Raw genomic sequence first — 22,154 nt, forward strand, 5'->3', positions numbered from 1 at the left:
GTCATGTCCGCCGACGCCCTGTCCCTGCCGTTCGCCGAGCCGCACGCCACGCCCGATGAAATCACCGCCGTGAGCTGGAACTTGCACAAGGGCCGCTCGCCGCTCGGCTTCACCGCGTGGAACGCGATGCGCGACTGGATGCAGTCGATGCATGCCGACGTGTATTTCCTGCAGGAAGCGATGGCGCGCCGCATGCCGCGCCCGATGCTCGCACCGGGCTTCGGCTCGCCGATGGACGACGCGGTCGACGACGTGTGGCATTGCCAGGCCACCGAGATCGCGCAGGCGCTCGACTGGCAGATCGCGCTCGGGCCGAACGTGTTCAAGCCGTCGTGGCGGCACGGCAACGCGATCCTGTCGCCGCATCCGCTCGACCTCGGCGGCCGCTGGGACATCTCCGCGCACCGCTTCGAGCGGCGCGGGCTGCTGGTCGCGCGCGCGACGCTCGCGGGCGCGCGCCCGGTCACGCTGCTGTGCGCGCACCTCGCGCTCACGCGCGCCGCGCGGCTGCGCCAGATGCACTGGATCGCGCACTGGATCGTGCGCAACGCGGGCGACGGCCCGTTGATGCTCGCCGGCGACTTCAACGACTGGCGCAACGACTCGGTCGCGCTGTTCGGCGAGATCGGGCTGTCCGAGGTCGCGACGCTGCTCGGTGAATCGGGCCGCACGTTCCCCGCGTTCTCGCCGGCGCTCGCGCTCGACAAGATGTTCGTGCGCGGCCTGACGCCGCTCGAATGGCGCGCGCCGTCCGGCGAAGCCGCCTGGCTGTCGGACCACCTGCCGTACATCGCGCGGCTGCGCCTCGATCCGCAGTAACGCGCCGGCGGCCGCGCGCTCCCGTCAAGGCGCCGCCCGAACGTGTCGGCCTCGGCGCGAAACGCATGGTCGAGCGCGGCCGATCGACGAAAGCCCGTTGAAAGGATGCGTTGCGCCAAATCCGCGCGGCCGCGCGGGTCAAGCCCGCATCTGCCCCAAGCAGGGTAAAATAACGAGTTCCTCAAACGTCTGTCATCGAGAAGGCGCGTGTCCGACGCGCCGGCCGGCCGGTCCGCGATCGGGCCGACGCACTCGGTTTTTTTGCCCGTTTTTGGGCCCGTTACACGCGTCCGCTACGCGCGTCCGTTTTCAAAGCCATGAGCAAATACGACACCGCCACCGTCCAATCCGTCCATCACTGGACCGACACGCTTTTCAGCTTCACCTGCACCCGCGAGCCGAGCCTGCGCTTCAACAACGGCGAATTCACGATGGTCGGCCTCGAAGTCGACGGCAAGCCGCTCGCGCGCGCCTACTCGATCGTCAGCCCGAACTACGAAGAGCATCTCGAATTCTTCAGCATCAAGGTGCAGAACGGCCCGCTGACGTCGCGCCTGCAGCACCTGAAGGTGGGCGACACGGTGCTGATCGGCAAGAAGCCGACGGGCACGCTGGTCGCCGACAACCTGCTGCCGGGCAAGACGCTGTGGATGCTGTCGACGGGCACGGGCCTCGCGCCGTTCATGTCGATCATCCGGGATCCGGACATCTACGACCGCTTCGACAAGGTGATCCTGACCCACACGTGCCGCCTGAAGGGCGAGCTCGCGTACATGGACTACATCAAGCACGACCTGCCGGGCCACGAGTACCTGGGCGACATCATCAAGGAAAAGCTCGTCTACTACCCGACGGTCACGCGCGAAGCGTTCGACAACGAAGGCCGGATCACCGACCTCATCGCGACGGGCAAGCTGTTCACGGATCTCGGCGTGCCCGCGTTCTCGCCGGAAAACGACCGCGTGATGCTGTGCGGCAGCACCGCGATGCTGAAGGACACGACCGAGCTGCTGAAGCAGGCCGGCCTCGTCGAAGGCAAGAACAGCGCGCCGGGCCACTACGTGATCGAGCGCGCGTTCGTGGATTGACCGATCCCTCAGGGCCGTTCCCGCCAATAACGGGAACAGGCCCTCATTGCGCGTCATCAAGAACCGGAGCAAAAGCTCCGGTTTTTTTTCGTCCCCACTTGGCGAATTCGTAACAAACTGGGACCATTCCATCTCAAATAGTTACATTTGGATACGTCATCGCCCGGTGGTCGGATGTCAGTGTTTTTCCTACAACACCTTCATTCCGATTATTCACATTTACCCTTAAATGTCCGCCCGACATGACGTTTTCAGTAGTTTTGAGATATTATTCGGCGCGCGTGGTTGCCGTTCGGAAGAGCATGGAAGGGTCGGATGCATGTGTTACAAGATGTAACTTTTGTTACCTCGGCATGGAGCGATTCTCTGGCGGCGACCGTCATCGAAACGGCAGCCAGCGCACGCAGCCAGCCGGTGTCTGAACCGCTTTCTGAGAGCAGGAGAGTCATGGATACGTCGCTTAACGCGCCCTCGGGCGCCCACGCCCCGTTCCCGTCACGGCAGCGCATGCCTGGCTGCGCTGCTACTCCGCCCATGGCCGACGCCGCGTCGAAACGCGACGCGTCCGCCGCACGGATCGCCGCCCTTTCCGCCGAGCTTCTGGCCGCCGACGAAGCGGCCCGCCGCCATCTGGCCGGCGAGCTGCACGACGGGCTCGGCGCCGAACTGACCGCCGCCCGCTTCGCACTCGCAAACGTTCAAACGTGGCTGCCGGCCGACGCGCCGGAAGGCTGCCTGCGCGCGCTGGCGCTGGCGCAGCAGGCGCTCGATGCCGCGACCGACGCGAATCGCCGGCTCATCGACGAACGCGATACGCCGGCGCTGGACGCAGGCGTGGTCGGCGCGCTGTCGTCGTGGATCGACACCCATGCGGCGCGCACGGGCCTGCGCACGAGCTTCGTGTGCGCGGCCGACGCGCGCCTGACGCAGATCGCCGGCGCCGGTGCGCTCGCGGTGTTCCGCGTCGCGCAGGAAGCGCTGTCGAACGTCGCGAAGCACGCCCGCGCGACGTCGGTCGACGTCCGGATCGTCACCGACGGCACCCATCTGTCGCTGAGTGTCACCGACGATGGGACCGGTTTCGCCCGGCGCCGCCGCAACGGCTACGGCCTCGCCGGCATGCGCGCGCGCTGCGAGGCGTTCGGCGGCAGCTTCGAGACGGTCACGCCGGCAACCGGCCGCGGCACGCGCGTCATCGCGCGCTTCGCGTGGAATTCGCTGCTCGCGGTGCCCGTCGCGGCACGTCGCACGTCGCTTTCGTGAGGCCGCGATGAGCCTGAACATCCTGCTCGTGGACGATCACGCGATTGTCCGGCAAGGGATCCGCCAGTTGCTGATCGATCGCGGCGTCGCGCGCGACGTGACCGAGGCCGAGAACGGCGGCGATGCGATGGCCGCCGTCGACAAGCAGGAATTCGACGTGATCCTGCTCGACATCTCGCTGCCCGACACGAACGGCATCGAGCTGCTCAAGCGCCTGAAGCGCAAGCTGTCGCGCACGCCGGTGCTGATGTTCTCGATGTACCGCGAGGACCAGTACGCGGTGCGCGCGCTGAAGGCAGGCGCGTCCGGCTACCTGTCGAAGACGGTGAACGCCGCGCAGATGATCGGCGCGATCCAGCAGGTCGCGGCCGGCCGCAAGTACGTGAGCCCCGCGATGGCCGAGGCGCTCGCCGAATACGTGTCGTTCGAGAACGAGCCGCTGCCGCACGAGAAGCTGTCCGACCGCGAATACCAGACGCTCTGCATGCTCGCGTCGGGCAAGCGGCTCACCGATATCGCGAACACGCTGTCGCTGTCGGTGAAGACGGTGAGCGTGTACCGGTCGCGGCTGCTCGAGAAGATGCGGCTGTCGAACAACGCGGAACTCACGTTCTACGTGATGAGCAACCAGCTCGTCGACATGGCGCCCACGGCCGGCGCCTGATCCCCCGGCCAGTTCGAATTCGTCCGATCCGGCGGCGCGGTGCATGCCGCGCCGCGCCCAGGCGCGCCCGTTGCGCACGCAGGCGCTTGTTTTCTCGGCCGATTCCGCGGCGCGCCGCTGCACCGCAGCAGGGCTTGCACGCCAAATCGGCTAAAATTACGGGTTTTCACTCAATCGGCGCGCCGTGCCCGCGCGTGCCGGCGATTCCTCCGCAATGTCTCTCTTCCGCAAGAAAAACGTCGATCGCATGATCGCCGGCGCGCAAGCCGCCGGGCTCAAGAAAGCGCTCGGCGCGATCGACCTCACCTTCCTCGGCATCGGCGCGATCATCGGCACCGGCATCTTCGTGCTGACGGGCACCGGCGCCGTCCAGGCCGGCCCCGCGCTGATGCTGTCGTTCGTGATCGCCGCGATCGCGTGCGGCCTCGCCGCACTGTCGTACGCGGAGTTCGCGTCGACGATCCCCGTCGCCGGCTCGATCTACACGTATTCGTACGCGACGCTCGGCGAGCTGGTGGCGTGGATCATCGGCTGGGACCTGATGCTCGAGTACGGCCTCGCGTCGTCGGCCGTGTCGGTCGGCTGGTCGGGCTATCTGCAGTCGCTGCTGCAGGGCTTCGGGCTCACGCTGCCGGCCGTGCTGACGGCCGCGCCGGGCGCGGTGCCGGGCGTCACCACGTGGTTCAACCTGCCCGCGTTCCTCGTGATGATCGTGATCACGACGCTGTTGTCGATCGGCATCCGCGAATCGACCCGCATCAACAACATCATGGTGTTCATCAAGGTGTCGGTCGTGCTGCTCGTGATCGCGGTCGGCCTGTTCCACGTGACGCCCGCGAACTGGCAGCCGTTCATGCCGCACGGCTGGAACGGCGTGTTCGGCGCGGCGGCCGTGATGTTCTTCGCGTTCATCGGCTTCGACGCGGTGTCGTCGGCGGCCGAGGAAGTGAAGAACCCGAAGCGCGACCTGCCGATCGGCATCATCGCGTCGCTCGCGGTGTGCGCGGTGCTGTACGTGACGGTCGCCGCGGTCGCGACCGGCATCGTGCCGTCGGCCGAGTACGCGAACATCTCGCACCCGATCTCGTATGCGCTGCAGGTCGCCGGCGAGAAGTGGGTCGCGGGTTTCATCGATCTCGGCGCGGTGCTCGGCATGCTGACCGTGATCCTCGTGATGAGCTACGGCCAGACGCGCGTGATCTTCGCGATGTCGCGCGACGGGCTGCTGCCGGCCACGCTGTCGCGCGTGCATCCGCGCTTTGCGACGCCGTTCCTGACCACCTGGCTGGTCGGCCTGTTCTTCGGGCTGATCGCCGCGCTCGTGCCGCTCAACGTGCTCGCCGAGCTGATCAACATCGGCACGCTCGCGGCGTTCTCGATGGTGTCGATCGCCGTGCTCGTGCTGCGCCGCACGCACCCCGAGCTGCCGCGCGCGTTCCGCTGCCCGGGCGTGCCCGTGGTGCCGATCCTCGCGGTCGCGTCGTGCCTGTTCCTGATGCTGAATCTGCAGGCCGTCACGTGGGCCGCGTTCGCCATCTGGCTCGTGATCGGCCTCGTGATCTACTTCCTGTACTCGCGGCACCACTCGAAGCTCGCGCACGGCCACCCCGACGCGCACTGAGCGCCGTCATGGCGCGATGACGCCTCCCGCGCGGGGCCGCTGCCGGCCCCGCACGCCCCCTTCTCTCCCGCCCCCTCGGCGCCCGCGCGATCACTGTCCGATCGTCGCGAAATCTTGCCCGATCCTCCGGATTTGCCCGCGCGAGCCGCGCGCCGCCTGCACGCGCGCGCCGGGCGGTTCATAATCCCGCCATCGAACGACGGCGCCGCGCGGCGGGCCGTCCGGCAACAGGAAAAACGATGGAAAGCGTCGATCTCGATGTACTGAAATCCAGCGCGCGCTGGCTCGAAGAAGGGCGGCGCGTGCTGCTCGTGACAGTCGTGAAAACGTGGGGCTCGTCGCCGCGCCCCGAAGGCGCGATGCTCGCGGTGCGCGAGGACGGCCTCGTGGTCGGCTCCGTGTCCGGCGGATGCATCGAGGACGACCTGATCGCCCGCGTGCATGCGAGCGGCATCGCGGCCGATGCGCGCCCGGAAGCGCTCAAGTACGGCGTGACCGCCGAGGAAGCGCACCGCTTCGGGCTGCCGTGCGGCGGCACGATCCAGCTGGTGCTCGAACCGCTCACGCGCGACAGCGGGATCGCCGCGCTGTGCGCGCAGGTCGAGGCCGGCCACCTCGTCACGCGCACGATGACGCTCGCGACCGGCCGCGCGTCGCTGTCGCCCGCGCAGGCGACCGACGGGCTCGCGTTCGACGGCGAACGGCTCGTGACGATCCACGGGCCGCGCTACCGGATGCTCGTGATCGGCGCCGGCCAGTTGTCACGCTATCTGTGCCAGATCGCGGTCGGGCTCGACTACCAGGTGACGGTGTGCGATCCGCGCGACGAATACACGGATGCGTGGGACGTGCCGGGCACGCGCGTCGTGCACTCGATGCCCGACGACACGGTGCTCGACATGAAGCTCGATGCGCGTTCGGCCGTGATCGCGCTCACGCACGACCCGAAGCTCGACGATCTCGCACTGATGGAGGCGCTGAAGACGCCCGCGTTCTACGTGGGCGCGCTCGGCTCGCGGCGCAACAACGCGGCGCGGCGCGAGCGGCTGCGCGAATTCGACCTGAGCGAAGCGGAACTGGCCCGGCTGCATGGGCCGGCCGGCATCTACATCGGCAGCCGGACGCCGCCGGAAATCGCGATCTCGATCCTGGCCGAGATCACCGCCGCGAAGAACAACGTGTCGCTGCCGACGATCCTGCAGGTCGAAGGCGCGAAGGCCGCGCGCGAAATCGCGGCGAACGGCGGCGCGGCCTGCGGCCTCTGACCCGCGGCGGCGGGCGGCCGTGCTCGCGCCGGGCGCCGGCGCAGGCCGGCGCCACCGCCGATCAGGTGAGGCCGGCAGCCAGCGCGGCGGCAACCGAACCGACCACCAGCACGACGCCGACCGTGCGGCGCTTGTTCAGCTCGGTCCACAGCAGCACGCCCGTCAGCGACAGCAGGATCAACGAACCTGCGATCGTATCCATCAGCAGCACCCAGCCGAGGTTCATCCCGACGCCGCGATGCAGGTTGTTCAGCGTCGTCAGGAACGTGTTGCCCGTGCGTTTCACCGACACGTAGCCGTTGCCGACCCAGTACTCGGCCTGCAGGTTCTGGTGCGGCCCGAACACGCCGAATTGCCAGTGCTCGGGCTGCATCACGCGCTTGTCGCCCCACGCGACGGCCTGCGCCGGCTCCTTGCGCATGCGGCCGGGCTTGCCGTCGAAATGCAGCTCCTGCTGCAGCCACTTCGTCATCGCGGCGGGCGTCTTCGGCACCGGATCCGGCAGCGCGATCTGCATCTCCTCGACCTGCGGCTCGCCGGTCGGAATCTTCAGCGGCGGCGCGCGGTGATTCAGCACCACGCCGGTCACCCCGAACAGCAGCCCGAGCACCGCGCCCCACAGCCCGACCCAGCCGTGCACCTTGCGCAGCCACTTGATGAAGGTCGCGCGGCGCGAGCGCTGGCGGCGCGCGGCCAGTTCGTCGTCGCTCAGCGGGCGGCCCGCCGGGTGCAGCATGGTGACGCCGGCGCGCGGCATGCCCGTCTTCGGCGGGTCGATCGTTTCGGGCGCGTTCACGCGAAAGGTTCCATTCGTTCAAAACAACGGGCGGCGCGCAGGAAGTGCGCACCGCCCGGGCAGCATGAAAATGAGAATGGATATCATTACATAAATCAAAAGCCGGCTCAATCCGTGCGCGTGCGGAACGGCGGGTTCCCTGCGCGCCGGAACGCGAAAGAAAGGTGTCCGTTGCAGCACGAAGCCAATCGATCGGCGCACGATGCCGGCGGAATGATCCCGCCGACCACGAGCCGCATGTCGCAAGAAGCCGCGCGACGGCAGGCCGTTCAGCGCAACGGCGGCAGCGGGAAGCGCGGCGCGGCCGCGTCCGGCGCGGGCTCGGTGCGATCGAGCGCGTACAGCCATGCGAGCAGATCGGCGACCGCCTGATAGAGCTGCGGCGGGATCCGGTCGTCGAGATCGACCTGCATCAGCAGCGACACCATCTCCGGTGCCGTATGCACGTACAGCCCCGCGTCGTGTGCGCGCGCGACGATCATCTCGGCGAGCACGCCGTAGCCCTTCGCGACCACCCGAGGCGCCGCGTCGCCGCCCTTCGGGTCGTAGACGAGCGCGGCCGCGCGCTTGCGGGACGTCATGCTCATCACAGCGCCTCGTCGTCGTCGCCCGGCACCCGCACGTCGGCCGCGCCGCGCGCGTACGCGGCGGCGGCGGCCTGGGCGGCAAAGAGGTCGAAGCCGTCCGGCCCGTCGTCGACCGCGCGAATCGACAGCCCGCCCACCTTGAGCCCCGAACCCTCGAGCCGCTGCCGCAGCGCGGCTTCGTTGCGCGTGAGGCGGTCGGCGCCCGTCTGGTTCGCGCGTAGCCGCGCGACGAGCTGTGCGCCGTTCAGCACCAGCTCGGCGTCCACCGTGCCGAGCGAGGGCAGCGTCAGCGTCAGGCGCGTGCGCCACGCGATGCCGTCGCCCGTGTCGTCGTCACCGCCGCCGCGCGGTGCACGGTGGCCCGGCTCGTCGGGTTCGATCGTCCAGTCGAGCCGCGCGCCGGGCCACGCCTCGCCGGTCCAGCGAAACTGGTCGGTCGCGAGCGCATCGAGCTGCTGCCGAACGAGCGGCACGGCGGCCGGGTGCACGGGCGCGAGCGGTTGCGCCTGCGGGTCGGACGATGCGGCGGCCAGCCCGGCACGCGCGGGCGTCCAGTGGGTATCGGCGTGCGCGGCCAGCGGATCGGCGGCGTCGGGCGGCGACGGTGCGCCCGGCCGGGCGGCCGCCGGCGCGGCCTGGGCGGGGTCGCGTGCAGGCGCGCCGCCCTGGGCCGGCGGTTGCGCGGTGGCCCGCGCGGCGGCGGGCAGCGGCGGGCGCGGTGCGAGCAATTCGTCGAGCACGTCGGTCGGCTCGCGCGGGACGGCTTCCGGGTCGGCCGGCACGGGCGCGAGCGCGGTCGCGAGGCGCGCCTGCGGCTCGCGCATCAGTGCCGCGAGCGGCCGCTGGCCGGCCAGCCATTGCGCGAGATGGGATTCGTAGAAGAGGCCGCTTTCGCTCACGGCCTGCGCCAACGCCGCCCGCAACGCAGCGACCGGCGGCGGCGCGGCCGCATCGCGCGCCGCTGCCGTGGACGACGCTTCAGCGGAAGCCGGCGTGGAAGACGCAGCGGGACCGGACGCAGCCGGCGCGCGCGCCGGCACGGGCGTCTCGGTGAGCAGCACGGTGGGATCGGCGAGCAGCGGCAGCCGGCCGACGATCGCCGGCGTCGCGTCGCCGCCCGAGCGCGAGATCGCGTCGAGCACGCGCCCGACGTCGGACAGCGCGGTCTGCGTGGAAGCGGGCGGCGCGGCGCTCGGGCTGCCGGCCGGCGGCGAGGACGACGCGCCGGCGCCGGGCGTGCCGACCTGCGAGGCCGCGCCGCCGCCCGCCGGCGCCGATACGGTGCCGGTCAGCAGGCTGTCGAGGCGGCTCGCCAGCAGCGCGGCCGCAACGGAGTCGATACCGGTCATGATCGAAGCCTGCCTATATCAGCCACATCGTTGCGAATCGGGGCGCGGCACGCCGGTGCCGCCCGCGGGACCGGCACGCGCCGCGTGCGGCGCCGGGCCCGGGCGCCCCGCACCCGCCTCCGGACCACGGCCCTACCCGCGCGCGCGGTACAGATCGGTCAATACCTGGGTCGAGCGCCGCGCCTCGAACAGCGCGGACAGCCGCGCGACGTCGGGACTCGCGAGATCGCGGATCGCGGCGTCGTCGGCCAGGATGCGACGGATCAGGTCGAGCTTGCGGCCGAGATCCGACTCGTCGAGCGCGACGCCCGGATCGGCCTCCTTCAACCCGTCGACGAGTTGCATGAATTCGGCCTGCAACTCCGGCAACGCGCTCCAGTCGGCGTCGCGCGCGGCGCACAGCATCCGGCCCGACACGGCGGCGAGCGCCTCGTAACGCGCGAAGTATTCGGCCTTGTGATTCATCGTGATGCTTCCGCTACCTGTTGCGCGGCCATCCGCGCGACTTCCGGGGCGATGCCCGTCCATGCTTCCTCGAGCGTCGCGAGCAGGCGGTCGACCTCGACCAGCATCGCGTCGCTCGCCTGCGTGTTCGCTTCGAGCAGGCGCCGGCCGATATACGCATACAGCGCATCGAGCCGGTCGGCGATCTGGCCGCCCGCGTCGCGGTTCAGCGACGCCTGCAGGCCGCTCTCGACGATCCGGATCGCCTTGCCGATCGCCTCGCCGCGCCCGGACACGTTGTCCTGCTGCAAATGCATGCGCGCCAGTGCGATCGCCTGCCGTGCGCCCTGGTACAGCATCGCGATCAGCCGGTGCGGGGAGGCGCCCATCACCCCCGTCTCGACGCCGACACGCGCGTACGCATTGGCTCCAGCGTGTCCTGGGGAAAACATGCGCTTCTCCTTGTTATTTGCGTTGGCTAGTCAGGAGCCGCGGCCGTGCGTTGCACGGGACGGCCTTCACCGGAGTTATCGGAAGGGATTTGAAAAGCTTTAGGTGCGCGGAGGCTGCCGTCGGGCAAGCGATGCCGGCCGCCCGCCTCACCCGGCAAGCCCCGAGCCGTCGCCGGACGGCCGTCCCCGGATGGCCGTCACACCGCCATCTGCATGATGTCGTTGTAAGCGCTCACCAACTTGTTGCGGACCTGGAGCCCGAACTGGAAGCCGATATTGGCTTTCTGCATGTCGACCATCACGTCGTTCAGCGAGATGTTCGGCGCGCCGACCTCGAACGCCTTCGCCTCGCCGAGCGCGTGCTGCTGGTCGCCGCTGATCTTGTCGAGCGATGCCTTCATCGCGCTCGCGAACGTGCCGGCCGTCGCCGCGCCCGCGCCGGCCAGCGCCGCCGTCGGGCTCGCGACGCCGCCGGACGCCTGCGCGGCCATCGACTGCATCTGTTGCAACACCGAACCGATTCCGCTGACGTTCGCAGTCATGCTGTCCCCAGACATAGAGAAGAGACCCGGACACACCGGGCGACCCGCCGGCGCCGCACCACGCGCACCATGCCGGATCGCGACAAAGGATAGCAGCGCGGTGCGCGTCAAAGCCGCGAAAGTACGGGGGAAACCCCGCTCTTTTCGGTCGATCGGAGTGCGCCGCGGGTCCCGATAATCGCATCGTGTCATTGTCCGCCCGCTCGTCCGAGCGAGCTCAGTCGTCCCGCTCCGGAGAAACTCGACGCATGGATTCGCAGGCCAACTCGCTGATCAACCCAGACGCCCGCGCGGGCCTCAGCCCGGTGCCCGGCGCCGCCGCGGCCGCCGCGTTGCCGGGCGCGGGCGGCGCAGGCGCAGGCGCGGACTTCGGGCTTGGCGGCTTCGCGGAACGCATTCCCGGCATCTCGCGGATGAAGGGCAACCCGAAGCTGCCGTTCGTGATCGCCGTCGCGTTCGCCATCGCCGCGATCACCGCGCTCGTGCTGTGGAGCCGGGCGCCCGACTACCGCGTGCTGTACAGCAACCTGTCGGACCGCGACGGCGGCGCGATCATCGCCGCGCTCCAGCAGGCAAACGTTCCCTACAAGTTCGCCGATGCCGGCGGCGCGATCCTCGTGCCGTCGAGCCAGGTGCACGAGACGCGCCTGAAACTCGCCGCGATGGGGCTGCCCAAGGGCGGCTCGGTCGGCTTCGAGCTGATGGACAACCAGAAATTCGGCATCAGCCAGTTCGCCGAGCAGATCAACTACCAGCGCGCGCTCGAAGGCGAGCTGCAGCGCACCATCGAATCGATCAATGCCGTGCGCGGCGCGCGCGTGCATCTCGCGATTCCGAAGCCGTCGGTGTTCGTGCGCGACAAGGAAGCGCCGAGCGCGTCGGTGTTCGTCGACCTCTACCCGGGCCGCGTGCTCGACGAGGGCCAGGTCCAGGCGATCACGCGGATGGTGTCGTCCGGCGTGCCGGACATGCCGGCCAAGAACGTGACGATCGTCGACCAGGACGGCAACCTGCTGACCCAGACCGCATCCGCTTCCGGCCTCGACGCGAGCCAGCTCAAGTACGTGCAGCAGGTCGAGCACAACACGCAGAAGCGCATCGACGCGATCCTCGCGCCGATCTTCGGCGCCGGCAACGCGCGCTCGCAGGTCAGCGCGGATCTCGATTTCTCGAAGATCGAGCAGACCTCGGAAAGCTACGGCCCGAACGGCACGCCGCAGCAGGCCGCGATCCGCAGCCAGCAGACCAGCAGCGCGACCGAACTCGCGCAGGGCGGCGCGTCCGGCGTGCCGGGCGCGCTGTCGAACACGCCGCCGCAGCCGGCCTCCGCGCCGATCGTCGCCGGCAACGGCCAGAACGCGCCGCAGACCACGCCGGTCAGCGACCGCAAGGACCAGACGACCAACTACGAGCTCGACAAGACGATCCGCCATACCGAACAGCCGATGGGCAGCGTGAAGCGGCTGTCGGTGGCGGTCGTCGTCAACTACCAGCCGGTGGCCGACGCGAAGGGCCACGTGACGATGCAGCCGCTGCCGCCCGCGAAGCTCGCGCAGGTCGAACAACTCGTGAAGGACGCGATGGGTTACGACGCGAAGCGCGGCGACTCGGTGAACGTCGTGAACAGCGCGTTCTCGACCGTGAGCGACCCGTACGCCGACCTGCCGTGGTGGCGCCAGCCCGACGTGATCGCGATGGCGAAGGAAGCCGCGAAGTGGCTCGGCATCGCGGCGGCCGCGGCGGCGCTCTACTTCATGTTCGTGCGCCCGGCGATGCGCCGCGCGTTCCCGCCGCCCGAGCCGGCCGCGCCGGCGCTCGCGGCGCCGGAGGACACGGTCGCGCTCGACGGCCTGCCCGCGCCAGAGAAGGCGGCGGAGGAAGCCGATCCGCTGCTGCTCGGCTTCGAAAACGAGAAGAACCGCTACGAACGCAACCTCGACTACGCGCGCACGATCGCCCGCCAGGATCCGAAGATCGTCGCCACCGTCGTGAAGAACTGGGTGTCCGATGAACGCTGAAGGCTTGACCAAGAGCGCGCTGCTGCTGATGTCGATCGGCGAGGAAGAGGCCGCGCAGGTATTCAAGTTCCTCGCGCCGCGCGAGGTTCAGAAGATCGGCGTGGCGATGGCCGCGCTGAAGAACGTCACGCGCGAGCAGGTCGAGGACGTGCTGCAGGAGTTCGTGAAGGAAGCCGAGCAGCACACCGCGCTGTCGCTCGATTCGAACGAGTACATCCGCTCGGTGCTGACGAAGGCGCTCGGCGAGGACAAGGCCGGCGTGCTGATCGACCGCATCCTGCAGGGTAGCGACACGAGCGGCATCGAGGGCCTCAAATGGATGGATTCGGCCGCGGTGGCCGAACTGATCAAGAACGAGCATCCGCAGATCATCGCGACGATCCTCGTGCACCTCGACCGCGACCAGGCGTCGGAAATCGCGTCGTGCTTCACCGAACGGCTGCGTAACGACGTGCTGCTGCGGATCGCGACGCTCGACGGCATCCAGCCGGCCGCGCTGCGCGAGCTCGACGACGTGCTCACCGGCCTGCTGTCCGGCAGCGACAACCTGAAGCGCAGCCCGATGGGCGGCATCCGCACCGCGGCCGAGATCCTGAACTTCATGACGAGCGTGCACGAGGAAGGCGTGCTCGAAAGCGTGCGCCAGTACGACGCCGATCTCGCGCAGAAGATCATCGACCAGATGTTCGTGTTCGAGAACCTGCTCGACCTCGAGGATCGCGCAATCCAGATGATCCTCAAGGAAGTCGAGTCCGAAACGCTGATCATCGCGCTCAAGGGCGCGCCGCCCGCGCTGCGCCAGAAGTTCCTCGCGAACATGTCGCAGCGCGCGGCCGAACTGCTCGCCGAGGATCTCGACGCGCGCGGCCCGGTACGCGTGTCCGACGTCGAGACGCAGCAGCGCCGCATCCTGCAGATCGTGCGCAACCTCGCCGAGAGCGGCGCGATCGCGATCGGCGGCAAGGCGGAAGACGCCTATGTCTGATTCGGCGAGCGATCGCGTGGGCACCCTCACCGCGTACCAGCGGTGGGAGATGGCGTCGTTCGACCCGCCGCCGCCCCCGCCGCCGCCCGACGACGCGGCGGCCGCTGCGGCCGCGCTCGCCGAGGAGTTGCAGCGCGTGCGCGACGCCGCGCACGCCGAAGGCCATGCGGCCGGCCACGTCGAAGGCCAGGCGCGCGGCTACCAGGCCGGTTTCGAACAGGGCCGCGAACAGGGTTTCGAGGCCGGCCAGGCCGAAGCGCGCGAACAGGCCGCGCAACTGGCGGCGCTCGCCGCGTCGTTTCGCGAAGCCGTCTCGGCCGTCGAACACGATCTCGCGTCCGACCTCGCGCAGCTCGCCCTCGACATCGCGCAGCAGGTCGTGCGCCAGCACGTGAAGCACGACCCGGCCGCGCTGGTCGCCGCCGTGCGCGACGTGCTCGCGGCCGAACCGGCGCTCGCCGGCGCGCCGCATCTCGCGGTGAATCCGGCCGACCTGCCCGTCGTCGAGGCGTATCTGCAGGACGACCTCGACACGCTCGGCTGGAACGTGCGCACCGACGCGTCGATCGAGCGCGGCGGCTGCCGCGCGCACGCCGCGACCGGCGAGGTCGACGCGACGCTGCCCACGCGCTGGCAGCGCGTCGCCGCCGCGATCGGCAAGGTGAGCACGTGGTGACGCGCTCGCCCGACGCGCTCGCGCACGACGGCATGACGCCGCTCGAACGCGAGCTCGCGCTTGCGTCGTTCGGGCCGGCTGCCCCGCACGATCCCGCATTCGACGCCTCGCCGCACGCGGCATCCGAGGCCGCCGGCGCCGCCCCGCGCGCGCCGCACAATCCGCACCTCGCGCACTGGCGCACGCACCTGAACGGGCTCGCCGCACGCAGCCACCGCGCGCTGCCGCTGCGGCCGTGCGGCCGCCTCACGCGCGCGGCCGGCCTCGTGCTCGAGGCGATCGGGCTGCGCCTGTCGGTCGGCGCCGAATGCACGATCGAACTGCCGCCCGGCAGCACGCTGCCGCACGCGCAAGCCGAAGTCGTCGGCTTCGCCGGCGACCGCCTGTTCCTGATGCCGACCACCGACGTCGCCGGCGTGCTGCCCGGCGCACGCGTGTGGCCGCTCGAGGCCGCGCCCGTCGCCGATCCGCTCGCGGGCGCGAAGCGGCTGCCGGTCGGCTGGGAAATGCTCGGGCGCGTCGTCGACGCATCGGGCCGCCCGCTCGACGGCCTCGGCCCGCTCGCGTCGAAAGTCGACGCGCCGCTGTCGGCGCCGTCGATCAACCCGCTCGATCGCGAGCCGATCCACCATGTGCTCGACGTCGGCGTGCGCGCGATCAACGCGCTGCTCACCGTCGGCCGCGGCCAGCGGATGGGCCTGTTCGCCGGCTCCGGCGTCGGCAAGTCGGTGCTGCTCGGCACGATGGCGCGCTACACGAGCGCGGAAGTGATCGTGATCGGGCTGATCGGCGAACGCGGCCGCGAAGTGAAGGAATTCATCGAGCAGATCCTCGGCGAGGACGGGCTCGCGCGCTCGGTCGTCGTCGCCGCGCCGGCCGACGTGTCGCCGCTGCTGCGGATGCAGGGCGCCGCGTACGCGACGTCGCTCGCCGAGTACTTCCGCGACCAGGGCAAGCACGTGCTGCTGCTGATGGATTCGCTGACGCGCTATGCGATGGCGCAGCGCGAGATCGCGCTGGCGATCGGCGAGCCGCCCGCGACGAAGGGCTATCCGCCGTCGGTGTTCGCGAAACTGCCCGCGCTCGTCGAGCGCACCGGCAACGGGCCCGAAGGCGGCGGCTCGATCACCGCGTTCTACACGGTGCTGACCGAAGGCGACGACCAGCAGGACCCGATCGCCGATTCGGCGCGCGCGATCCTCGACGGCCACATCGTGCTGTCGCGCGCGCTCGCCGAGGCCGGCCACTATCCCGCGATCGACATCGAGGCGTCGATCAGCCGCGCGATGACCGCGCTGATCGACGAAACGCATCTCGACCACGTGCGGCAGTTCAAGCAGATGCTGTCGCGCTACCAGCGCAATCGCGACCTGATCGCGGTCGGCGCCTACGCACCCGGCCGCGACGCGCAGCTCGACCGCGCGATCGCGCTTTACCCGCGCATCGAGGCCTTCCTGCAGCAGGGCTTTCGCGAATGCGCGCCGTTCGCATCGAGCCTCACCGCGCTCGATGCGCTGTTCGACGCTTACGGAGGCTGATCCCGATGGCCCACGGCTTTCCCCTTCAGTTGCTGCTCGACCGTGCGCAGGAAGACCTCGACTCGGCCGCGAAGCAGCTCGGCACCGCGCAGCGCGACCGCACCGCGGCGGCCGAACAGCTCGACGCGCTGCTGCGCTACCGCGACGAATATCACGCGCGCTTCGCGCAATCCGCGCAGAGCGGGATGCCGGCCGGCAACTGGCGCAATTTCCAGGCGTTCATCGACACGCTCGATGCGGCGATCGCGCAGCAGCGCACCGTGCTCGCCGCGGCCGACGTCCGCATCGACGAGGCGCGCCCGAACTGGCAGCAGAAGAAACGGACCGTCGGCTCGTATGAAATCCTGCAGGCGCGCGGCGTCGCGCAGGAAGCGAAGCGCGACGCCCGGCGCGAACAGCGCGACGCCGACGAACATGCCGCGAAGATCCTGCGCATGCGGGCCGACGCGGCCCGCTCGTCGTAACCGAACACCGCCTTCGAACGAGAGAACCGTCATGCCTCCCCTGCCCCTGCTCGGCGCGCTGCTCGACACCGCCGGCGCCGCACTCAAGGCCACCCGCGGCCCGGGCGCGTCCGCCACTGCCAACGATGCGTCGGCTGCCGCGAGCGCCGTGCCGTTCGCGCAGACGCTGAAGCAAAGCGTCACCACGCGCGGCGACACGGCCAGCACCGGTACGCCGGACGTGCCGGCCAAACAGGCTGCGTCGAAGCCGGCCGCCGATGCGAAGCCGTCCGGCACGGACGACGACGACGCAACCGACGCCACGGCCGCGAACGCCACCGCCACCGCCAACCCCGATGCCGCCGCGCTCGCGGCTGCCGCGGCCGTGCAGGCGCAACTGCAGGCGCGCCCGGACACCGCGACGCCGGCCGACGCGACGACCACGGCCGCGGCGGCTGCCGCTGCCGCCGCGCAAAAGACGGCCGTGCCGGGCCAGCCGGACGCCGCGGCCACGCTCGCCGACCATGCGACCCAGGACGCAGCCGCCCTGCCAACCGACCCGGCATCGAGCCGCGACGCGCTGCAAGCGGCGCTCGCCAAGCTGACGGGTGGAGCGAACGCGATTGCGATGCCTGCGACCGGCACGAGCGCCGCCGCCACGCCGACGGCGCCGGCCGCGACCACGTCGAACGCCGCCGCGCCGCTCACGCCGAAAGTCCCGACCTTCGACCGTACGCTCGCCGACGCGAAAGGCGCGCTCGCCACCCAGCAGACGCCGGCCCAGGTCACGCCGCAGACGCTGCAGGCCGACGCGAACGCGCAATCCGGCGCACAGCACGCGCTCGCGGCAGCCGGCAACGCAACCGACCCGGCCGCCAGCGCGACGCTCGCGGCAGGCGCGGCGGCCACCGCCGCCGCGCAGGCGAACCTGCAACTGTCGCCGGCCGCCGGTGCGATCGCCGCCGCCAACGCGCACGCGCTCGCGCCGCACGTCGGCACGGCCGACTGGACGGATGCGCTGAGCCAGAAGGTCGTGTTCCTGTCGAATGCGCACCAGCAGAGCGCCGAGCTGACGCTCAACCCGCCCGATCTCGGGCCGCTGCAGGTCGTACTGCGCGTCGCGGACAATCACGCGCACGCGCTGTTCGTGTCGCAGCACGCGCAGGTGCGCGACGCGGTCGAAGCCGCGCTGCCGAAGCTGCGCGAGGCGATGGAAGCGGGCGGGCTCGGGCTCGGCAGCGCGACCGTCAGCGACGGCGGCCTCGCGTCGCAGCAACAGCAGCAAAACCCGCAGCAGACTTTCGCCGGCGGCCAGCCGTCGCGACGCGGGAACGGCGGACCGTCAGCCGTCGATGCACCCGTCGACGCCGCGCGATCCGCACCGGTCGCCGCACCCGTGAGCCGCGCCGGCCTCGTCGATACGTTTGCCTGAGCATGGTCGCTGCCGTGCGCGCCGCGTCTAGCGGCCGTGCACCGCGGCAGCCGCCTCGCCGCGCGGCACGCCGCCCTTGCGCGCGGCCACGATGAAGTCCGCCGCGCGTTCGCCGATCATCACCGACGGCGCATTCGTGTTCCCGCCGACCAGCGTCGGCATCACCGACGCATCCACCACGCGCAATCCGTCGACGCCGCGCACGCGCAGTTGCGGATCGACGACCGCGCGCGCATCCGAGCCCATCCGGCAGGTGCCGACCGGGTGATAGATCGTGTCCGCATGCGCGACGATCGTCGCGCGCAGCTCCGCTTCGCTCTGGTCCGGCCGCGTGTACAGCTCGCGCCCGCCCTGCGACGCCAGCGGCGCCTGCGACAGGATGCGGCGCATCGCCTGCGTGCCGCGCACCAGCAGGTCGAGGTCGCGTGAATCGCTGAAGAAGCGCGGATCGATCAGCGGCGCATCGCGCGCATCGCCGCTCGCGAGCGCGACCGTGCCGCGGCTGAACGGCCGCAGTGCGCACACGTGCAGCGAATAGCCGAAGCCCCAGTGCATCTTGCGGTTGTGATCGTCGACGAGTGCCGTGCAGAAATGCAGTTGCAGATCGGGACGCTCGAGCGACGGGTCGCTCTTGATGAAGCCGCCGGCCTCCGCGACGTTGCTCGTCATCATCCCCGTGCGGCGCGAGAAATAGCGCACGAGCGCCGGCGTCATCTTCGCGATGCCGCGCAGGCACACGCCGACCAGCTCCGACGAATTCACGCGCGTGTTGATGATGAAATCGATGTGGTCGATCAGGTTCGCGCCGACGTCCGGCGCATCGTGCACGACCGCGATCCCGTGCCGGCGCAACTGCTCGGCTGGGCCGATCCCCGAACACATCAGCAGTTGCGGCGAATTGAACGCGCCGGCCGACAGGATCACTTCCGCGCGCGCGCCGAGCGTCTCGACCCGCCCGTCGCGCGACACGACGACGCCGACCGCGCGCTTGCCGTCGAAGCCGACGCGCAGCACCGTCGCATCGGTGATCACGTGCAGGTTCGGCCGGTTGCGGCCGTAGATATACGCGCGCGCCACGCTGCAGCGCGCGCCGTCGCGATGCGTGACCTGGTAGAAGCCGACGCCTTCCTGCGTCGCGCCGTTGAAGTCGTCGTTCAGCGGATAGCCGGCCGCATGCGCGGCCTGGATGAATCGTTCGGAGAACGGATTGCGAAAGCGCAGATCCGACACCGTGAGCGGGCCGTCCGCGCCGTGCCATGCATCCGCGCCGCGCTCGTTGCCTTCCGCGCGGCGGAAATACGGCAGCACGTCCTGCCAGCCCCAGCCCGTCGCGCCCAGTTGCGCCCACTCGTCGTAGTCGCCCGGGTGGCCGCGCGTATAGATCATCGCGTTGATCGCGCTCGAGCCGCCCATCCCGCGCCCGCGCGGCTGGTAACCGCGCCGCCCGCCGAGGCCCGGCTGCGGTACCGTCTCGTAGCCGTAGTTCGTGCCGAGCTTGAACGGCACCAGCGCCGCGATGCCGACCGGCATGTTGACGAGCAGATTGCGCTCCGTATGCGAGCCGGCCTCGATCAGCGCGATCGTCGCATCCGGGCAGGCGTCGGCGAGACGGCCGGCAAGGCTCGCTCCGCCCGAACCACCGCCCACGATGATGTAGTCGTATTGCATGTCACGTCTCCGTCGTGTCATGGAGGTCGCCCGGCACTGCCGCGCGACCGTGTCTCCTCTTTGGAGGGTCTGTTTGCAGATGGAACACGCATGCGAATGCCCGAAATCGCTCGTAGGGCAAGGAGCGACGAGGGACGCCGCCATACGTCCCGAAGGAAGTCCCCTTGGGGGACGGGCGATTTCGGGCATTCCCGTGACATGATTTTTTTAATCTGGAGTTGCCACGAGAACGGCCGCTCGCCGCGTTGTGCTCCTTGGCGATACGTCGGTATTCGCGGCGTCGCGCGCCTCGTGAGCGGCCGTTCTCGCGGCAACGCATGCGTGTTCCATCTGCAAACAGACCCTCGGGGCATTGTAGGAATGGCCGTCCCGTGAGCGGCGCGCCGATTCAAGAGCGATTCCTCTAAACGCCCGCGTGAACTAAATTTAAGATGTGTCGATGCGCTTCGCGCGATGCACCGGCCACGAGAAGCCGATTCGTCGCGAAACGGGAGGAATGACGATGCAGCGCCAGATCCTGCAGGCCGCGTGCCGACCGGGTGATCCAGAGGTCAAGCGCGCGGCCCGTATTTCATTTCAAACGGCGGCCCGCGCGACGCTGCGCGGCGTGATGCGCGCCCTCGGTCGAAATCGAACGGTGCGTGTCGCCGCCGACCGTTTGGACGGTGTCTCGGCGCCGTCGCACGATGCGCGGCGACACGCCGTCACGGACCCGTCGCGCGACGCTGCCGCGGTACACGGGCACACGCTCGCAAGACGGCGTCGCGTGCCCGCGCGTCACCGCATCGGGCCGTGCGCGCGTGCCGTGCGGCACGACTTTCGGACACGGACACCGTCGCGCGGATACGACGCCGGCCGCATGCATCAACCGGTTTTCGAGCACCCGTCGCATCCGGCCCCGTGCCGCGCGACCCGCATCACCCGATCCGCGTCGCCGCGCTCGCCGAGCGTGCGGCGTGACGGCCGGCCGACCAGCCAGGCCCAACTGGAGGAGACGACATGAAGAACGACCTGCCCGAACTGGCTCCGCAAGCACGCCCGTCGGTCGATGCGCTGACGTCGCTGCTGCACGACCAGCGCGCGGCGTACCTGCGCGCACCGTACCCGGCGTGGGACACGCGTGCGCAGCACCTGCGCGCGCTGCGCACGATGCTGATCGACCATGCGGATGCGCTCGCCGACGCGATCAGCGCCGATTTCGGCCATCGCGCGAAGCAGGAAGTGCTGCTGTCGGAAATCTGGATGGCGAAGGAAGAGATCGACGACGCGCTGAAGCACGGCAAGCGCTGGATGAAGCCGATCCGCAAGCCGATGAACAAATGGCTGCGCCCGGCGCGCGCGAAGGTCGTGCCGCAGCCGCTCGGCGTGGTCGGCATCGTCGTGCCGTGGAACTACCCGGTGCTGCTCGCGGCCGGCCCGCTGATCTGCGCGCTCGCCGCCGGCAACCGCGCGATCATCAAGATGTCCGAACTGACGCCGCGCACGTCGGCGCTGTTCGAGCAGCTCATCGGCAAGACCTTCACGCGCGACCACGTCGCGGTCGTCAACGGCGACGCGGAGGTCGGCGCCGCATTCAGCGCGCTGCCGTTCGACCATCTGCTGTTTACCGGCTCCACGCAGGTCGGCCGCCACGTGATGCGCGCGGCCGCCGACAACCTCACGCCCGTCACGCTCGAGCTCGGCGGCAAGTCGCCGGCGATCATCGGCCCGAATGCGCGCTTCGACGCGGCCGTCGACGCGATCGTCGCCGGCAAGACGCTGAACGCCGGCCAGACCTGCATCGCGCCCGACTACGTGCTGCTGCCGCGCGGGATGGAAGGCGCGTTCATCGAACGCGCGCGAACCCGCTTCGCGAAGCTGTATCCGGACCTGTCGGCCAACGGCGACTACACGACGATCGTGTCGCCGCGCCACTACGCACGCCTGCAGCAACTCGCGAGCGACGCGCAGGCGGGCGGCGCGCAGTTGCATCCGCTGTCCGACGCGCAGTCCGATCCCGTGTCGCGCCGCTTCGTGCCGTGCGCGCTCACGCGGGTGCCGGCCGCGTCGCAACTGATGCAGGAGGAAATCTTCGGGCCGCTGCTGCCGCTCGTGCCGTACGAACGGCTCGACGAAGCGATCGCATACGTCAATGCGCGCCCGCGTCCGCTCGCGCTGTACCTGTTCGACGAGGATGGCGGCACGGTCGACCGCGTGATGCACGAAACGATCTCCGGCGGCGTAACGGTCAACGAAACGCTGATGCACATCGCGTGCGGCAGCTTGCCGTTCGGCGGCGTCGGCGCGAGCGGCATGGGCGCGTATCACGGCTACGACGGCTTCGTCACGTTCTCGAAGATGAAGCCCGTGCTCACGCAGGCGCGGCTGAACGCGCGCAACCTGCTCGCGCCGCCGTACGGCAAGCGCTTCGCCGCGCTGATCAAGCTGATGCTGAAGTTCTGAGGTAGACGGGCCGCGCGCGTCGCGCCGCGGCCCTTGCCGCACGGCATGGGATGCCGCGCACG

The 22,154-nt window shown here is 70.0% G+C and carries 21 protein-coding genes; 14 read left to right on the top strand and 7 right to left on the bottom strand.

From position 1 onward, the window contains the following. Positions 1–3: 3 nt before the first annotated feature. The 6 genes from KPB06_RS06080 to KPB06_RS06105 all read left to right on the top strand — a co-directional run bounded on the left by KPB06_RS06080 (position 4) and on the right by KPB06_RS06105 (position 6,720). On the top strand, positions 4–819 hold the full coding sequence (locus KPB06_RS06080) for an endonuclease/exonuclease/phosphatase family protein (RefSeq protein WP_059583943.1): 816 nt from the start codon (positions 4–6) through the stop codon (positions 817–819). Positions 820–1,136: 317 nt separating this feature from the next. After that, on the top strand, positions 1,137–1,907 hold the full coding sequence (locus KPB06_RS06085) for a ferredoxin--NADP reductase (RefSeq protein WP_059583944.1): 771 nt from the start codon (positions 1,137–1,139) through the stop codon (positions 1,905–1,907). A gap of 447 nt (positions 1,908–2,354) precedes the next feature. Next, positions 2,355–3,170, top strand: coding sequence for a quorum system sensor histidine kinase RqpS (gene rqpS / locus KPB06_RS06090; protein WP_059583946.1), 816 nt, complete (start codon positions 2,355–2,357; stop codon positions 3,168–3,170). Positions 3,171–3,177: 7 nt separating this feature from the next. After that, entirely contained in the window at positions 3,178–3,834 is a 657-nt protein-coding gene (gene rqpR / locus KPB06_RS06095; protein ID WP_059583947.1) for a response regulator transcription factor RqpR, read from the top strand. Positions 3,835–4,048: 214 nt separating this feature from the next. Continuing rightward, entirely contained in the window at positions 4,049–5,455 is a 1,407-nt protein-coding gene (locus KPB06_RS06100; protein WP_059583949.1) for a branched-chain amino acid transporter BcaP, read from the top strand. A 239-nt stretch (positions 5,456–5,694) separates the two neighbouring features. Then, positions 5,695–6,720, top strand: coding sequence for an XdhC family protein (locus KPB06_RS06105; RefSeq protein ID WP_059583951.1), 1,026 nt, complete (start codon positions 5,695–5,697; stop codon positions 6,718–6,720). A gap of 61 nt (positions 6,721–6,781) precedes the next feature. On the opposite strand, the gene KPB06_RS06110 is transcribed toward KPB06_RS06105, so the two are convergent. From KPB06_RS06110 to fliE, 6 genes are all read right to left on the bottom strand, one after another. Then, positions 6,782–7,516: a PepSY-associated TM helix domain-containing protein gene (locus tag KPB06_RS06110; RefSeq protein ID WP_059583953.1), complete on the bottom strand. Its 735-nt coding sequence runs from the start codon at positions 7,514–7,516 to the stop codon at positions 6,782–6,784. 269 nt (positions 7,517–7,785) lie between these two features. Further along, positions 7,786–8,103, bottom strand: coding sequence for an EscU/YscU/HrcU family type III secretion system export apparatus switch protein (locus KPB06_RS06115; RefSeq protein WP_059583955.1), 318 nt, complete (start codon positions 8,101–8,103; stop codon positions 7,786–7,788). Beyond that, positions 8,103–9,452, bottom strand: a complete 1,350-nt coding sequence (gene fliK, locus KPB06_RS06120) for a flagellar hook-length control protein FliK (protein WP_059583958.1) — start codon at positions 9,450–9,452, stop codon at positions 8,103–8,105. The genes KPB06_RS06115 and fliK overlap by 1 nt, the downstream gene beginning before the upstream one ends. Before the next feature lie 132 nt (positions 9,453–9,584). Next, the gene (locus tag KPB06_RS06125) at positions 9,585–9,917 is read right to left on the bottom strand and encodes a flagellar protein FliT (protein ID WP_059583960.1); all 333 of its coding nucleotides are present in this window, start codon (positions 9,915–9,917) and stop codon (positions 9,585–9,587) included. Continuing rightward, positions 9,914–10,348: a flagellar export chaperone FliS gene (gene fliS / locus KPB06_RS06130; RefSeq protein WP_059583963.1), complete on the bottom strand. Its 435-nt coding sequence runs from the start codon at positions 10,346–10,348 to the stop codon at positions 9,914–9,916. Before fliS ends, KPB06_RS06125 begins: the two co-directional genes overlap by 4 nt. Before the next feature lie 197 nt (positions 10,349–10,545). Continuing rightward, entirely contained in the window at positions 10,546–10,890 is a 345-nt protein-coding gene (gene fliE / locus KPB06_RS06135) for a flagellar hook-basal body complex protein FliE (protein WP_059583964.1), read from the bottom strand. Positions 10,891–11,138: 248 nt separating this feature from the next. Here fliE and fliF point away from each other — a divergent pair, with 248 nt between their 5' ends. The 6 genes from fliF to KPB06_RS06165 are packed head-to-tail and all read left to right on the top strand — an operon-like array spanning position 11,139 to position 17,982. Next, positions 11,139–12,908: a flagellar basal-body MS-ring/collar protein FliF gene (fliF, locus tag KPB06_RS06140; protein WP_059583966.1), complete on the top strand. Its 1,770-nt coding sequence runs from the start codon at positions 11,139–11,141 to the stop codon at positions 12,906–12,908. After that, entirely contained in the window at positions 12,898–13,893 is a 996-nt protein-coding gene (fliG, locus tag KPB06_RS06145; RefSeq protein ID WP_050014223.1) for a flagellar motor switch protein FliG, read from the top strand. The genes fliF and fliG overlap by 11 nt, the downstream gene beginning before the upstream one ends. Further along, on the top strand, positions 13,886–14,569 hold the full coding sequence (gene fliH, locus KPB06_RS06150; RefSeq protein ID WP_059583968.1) for a flagellar assembly protein FliH: 684 nt from the start codon (positions 13,886–13,888) through the stop codon (positions 14,567–14,569). Before fliG ends, fliH begins: the two co-directional genes overlap by 8 nt. 32 nt (positions 14,570–14,601) lie before the next feature. Then, positions 14,602–16,107 (top strand): flagellar protein export ATPase FliI, encoded by a 1,506-nt coding sequence (fliI, locus tag KPB06_RS06155; RefSeq protein ID WP_264160265.1) that lies wholly within the window; start codon positions 14,602–14,604, stop codon positions 16,105–16,107. 5 nt (positions 16,108–16,112) lie between these two features. Continuing rightward, a complete protein-coding gene (gene fliJ / locus KPB06_RS06160) occupies positions 16,113–16,571 on the top strand; it encodes a flagellar export protein FliJ (protein ID WP_059583972.1) in 459 nt (152 codons plus the stop codon). Positions 16,572–16,602: 31 nt separating this feature from the next. Beyond that, positions 16,603–17,982, top strand: a complete 1,380-nt coding sequence (locus KPB06_RS06165) for a flagellar hook-length control protein FliK (protein WP_124863637.1) — start codon at positions 16,603–16,605, stop codon at positions 17,980–17,982. Between the two features lie 27 nt (positions 17,983–18,009). Here KPB06_RS06165 and KPB06_RS06170 read toward each other — a convergent pair whose 3' ends face one another. Next, positions 18,010–19,650: a GMC family oxidoreductase gene (locus KPB06_RS06170; protein WP_124863635.1), complete on the bottom strand. Its 1,641-nt coding sequence runs from the start codon at positions 19,648–19,650 to the stop codon at positions 18,010–18,012. 502 nt (positions 19,651–20,152) lie between these two features. Between KPB06_RS06170 and KPB06_RS06175 the strand changes: the two genes are divergently transcribed. Together KPB06_RS06175 and KPB06_RS06180 are read left to right on the top strand one after the other, a co-directional pair. Beyond that, the gene (locus KPB06_RS06175) at positions 20,153–20,653 is read left to right on the top strand and encodes a hypothetical protein (protein WP_275906059.1); all 501 of its coding nucleotides are present in this window, start codon (positions 20,153–20,155) and stop codon (positions 20,651–20,653) included. Then, positions 20,650–22,092: a coniferyl aldehyde dehydrogenase gene (locus KPB06_RS06180; RefSeq protein WP_059642526.1), complete on the top strand. Its 1,443-nt coding sequence runs from the start codon at positions 20,650–20,652 to the stop codon at positions 22,090–22,092. Before KPB06_RS06175 ends, KPB06_RS06180 begins: the two co-directional genes overlap by 4 nt. Positions 22,093–22,154: the final 62 nt, after the last annotated feature.

It is taken from the genome of Burkholderia semiarida (genome assembly GCF_029268935.1).
In the GTDB taxonomy this organism is placed as follows: domain Bacteria; phylum Pseudomonadota; class Gammaproteobacteria; order Burkholderiales; family Burkholderiaceae; genus Burkholderia; species Burkholderia semiarida.

What these genes read in the sequence shown, in the direction of transcription:
- KPB06_RS06175 (WP_275906059.1), top strand. Translation starts at nt 20,153, where the DNA reads ATGCAGCGCCAGATCCTGCAGGCCGCGTGCCGACCGGGTGATCCAGAG.
- fliJ (WP_059583972.1), top strand. Translation starts at nt 16,113, where the DNA reads ATGGCCCACGGCTTTCCCCTTCAGTTGCTGCTCGACCGTGCGCAGGAA.
- fliH (WP_059583968.1), top strand. Translation starts at nt 13,886, where the DNA reads ATGTCTGATTCGGCGAGCGATCGCGTGGGCACCCTCACCGCGTACCAG.
- rqpR (WP_059583947.1), top strand. Translation starts at nt 3,178, where the DNA reads ATGAGCCTGAACATCCTGCTCGTGGACGATCACGCGATTGTCCGGCAA.
- KPB06_RS06170 (WP_124863635.1), bottom strand. Translation starts at nt 19,650, where the DNA reads ATGCAATACGACTACATCATCGTGGGCGGTGGTTCGGGCGGAGCGAGC.
- fliS (WP_059583963.1), bottom strand. Translation starts at nt 10,348, where the DNA reads ATGTTTTCCCCAGGACACGCTGGAGCCAATGCGTACGCGCGTGTCGGC.
- fliK (WP_059583958.1), bottom strand. Translation starts at nt 9,452, where the DNA reads ATGACCGGTATCGACTCCGTTGCGGCCGCGCTGCTGGCGAGCCGCCTC.
- fliE (WP_059583964.1), bottom strand. Translation starts at nt 10,890, where the DNA reads ATGACTGCGAACGTCAGCGGAATCGGTTCGGTGTTGCAACAGATGCAG.
- KPB06_RS06165 (WP_124863637.1), top strand. Translation starts at nt 16,603, where the DNA reads ATGCCTCCCCTGCCCCTGCTCGGCGCGCTGCTCGACACCGCCGGCGCC.
- KPB06_RS06105 (WP_059583951.1), top strand. Translation starts at nt 5,695, where the DNA reads ATGGAAAGCGTCGATCTCGATGTACTGAAATCCAGCGCGCGCTGGCTC.
- KPB06_RS06115 (WP_059583955.1), bottom strand. Translation starts at nt 8,103, where the DNA reads ATGAGCATGACGTCCCGCAAGCGCGCGGCCGCGCTCGTCTACGACCCG.
- KPB06_RS06080 (WP_059583943.1), top strand. Translation starts at nt 4, where the DNA reads ATGTCCGCCGACGCCCTGTCCCTGCCGTTCGCCGAGCCGCACGCCACG.
- KPB06_RS06100 (WP_059583949.1), top strand. Translation starts at nt 4,049, where the DNA reads ATGTCTCTCTTCCGCAAGAAAAACGTCGATCGCATGATCGCCGGCGCG.
- fliG (WP_050014223.1), top strand. Translation starts at nt 12,898, where the DNA reads ATGAACGCTGAAGGCTTGACCAAGAGCGCGCTGCTGCTGATGTCGATC.
- fliI (WP_264160265.1), top strand. Translation starts at nt 14,602, where the DNA reads ATGACGCCGCTCGAACGCGAGCTCGCGCTTGCGTCGTTCGGGCCGGCT.
- KPB06_RS06125 (WP_059583960.1), bottom strand. Translation starts at nt 9,917, where the DNA reads ATGAATCACAAGGCCGAATACTTCGCGCGTTACGAGGCGCTCGCCGCC.
- KPB06_RS06085 (WP_059583944.1), top strand. Translation starts at nt 1,137, where the DNA reads ATGAGCAAATACGACACCGCCACCGTCCAATCCGTCCATCACTGGACC.
- rqpS (WP_059583946.1), top strand. Translation starts at nt 2,355, where the DNA reads ATGGATACGTCGCTTAACGCGCCCTCGGGCGCCCACGCCCCGTTCCCG.
- fliF (WP_059583966.1), top strand. Translation starts at nt 11,139, where the DNA reads ATGGATTCGCAGGCCAACTCGCTGATCAACCCAGACGCCCGCGCGGGC.
- KPB06_RS06180 (WP_059642526.1), top strand. Translation starts at nt 20,650, where the DNA reads ATGAAGAACGACCTGCCCGAACTGGCTCCGCAAGCACGCCCGTCGGTC.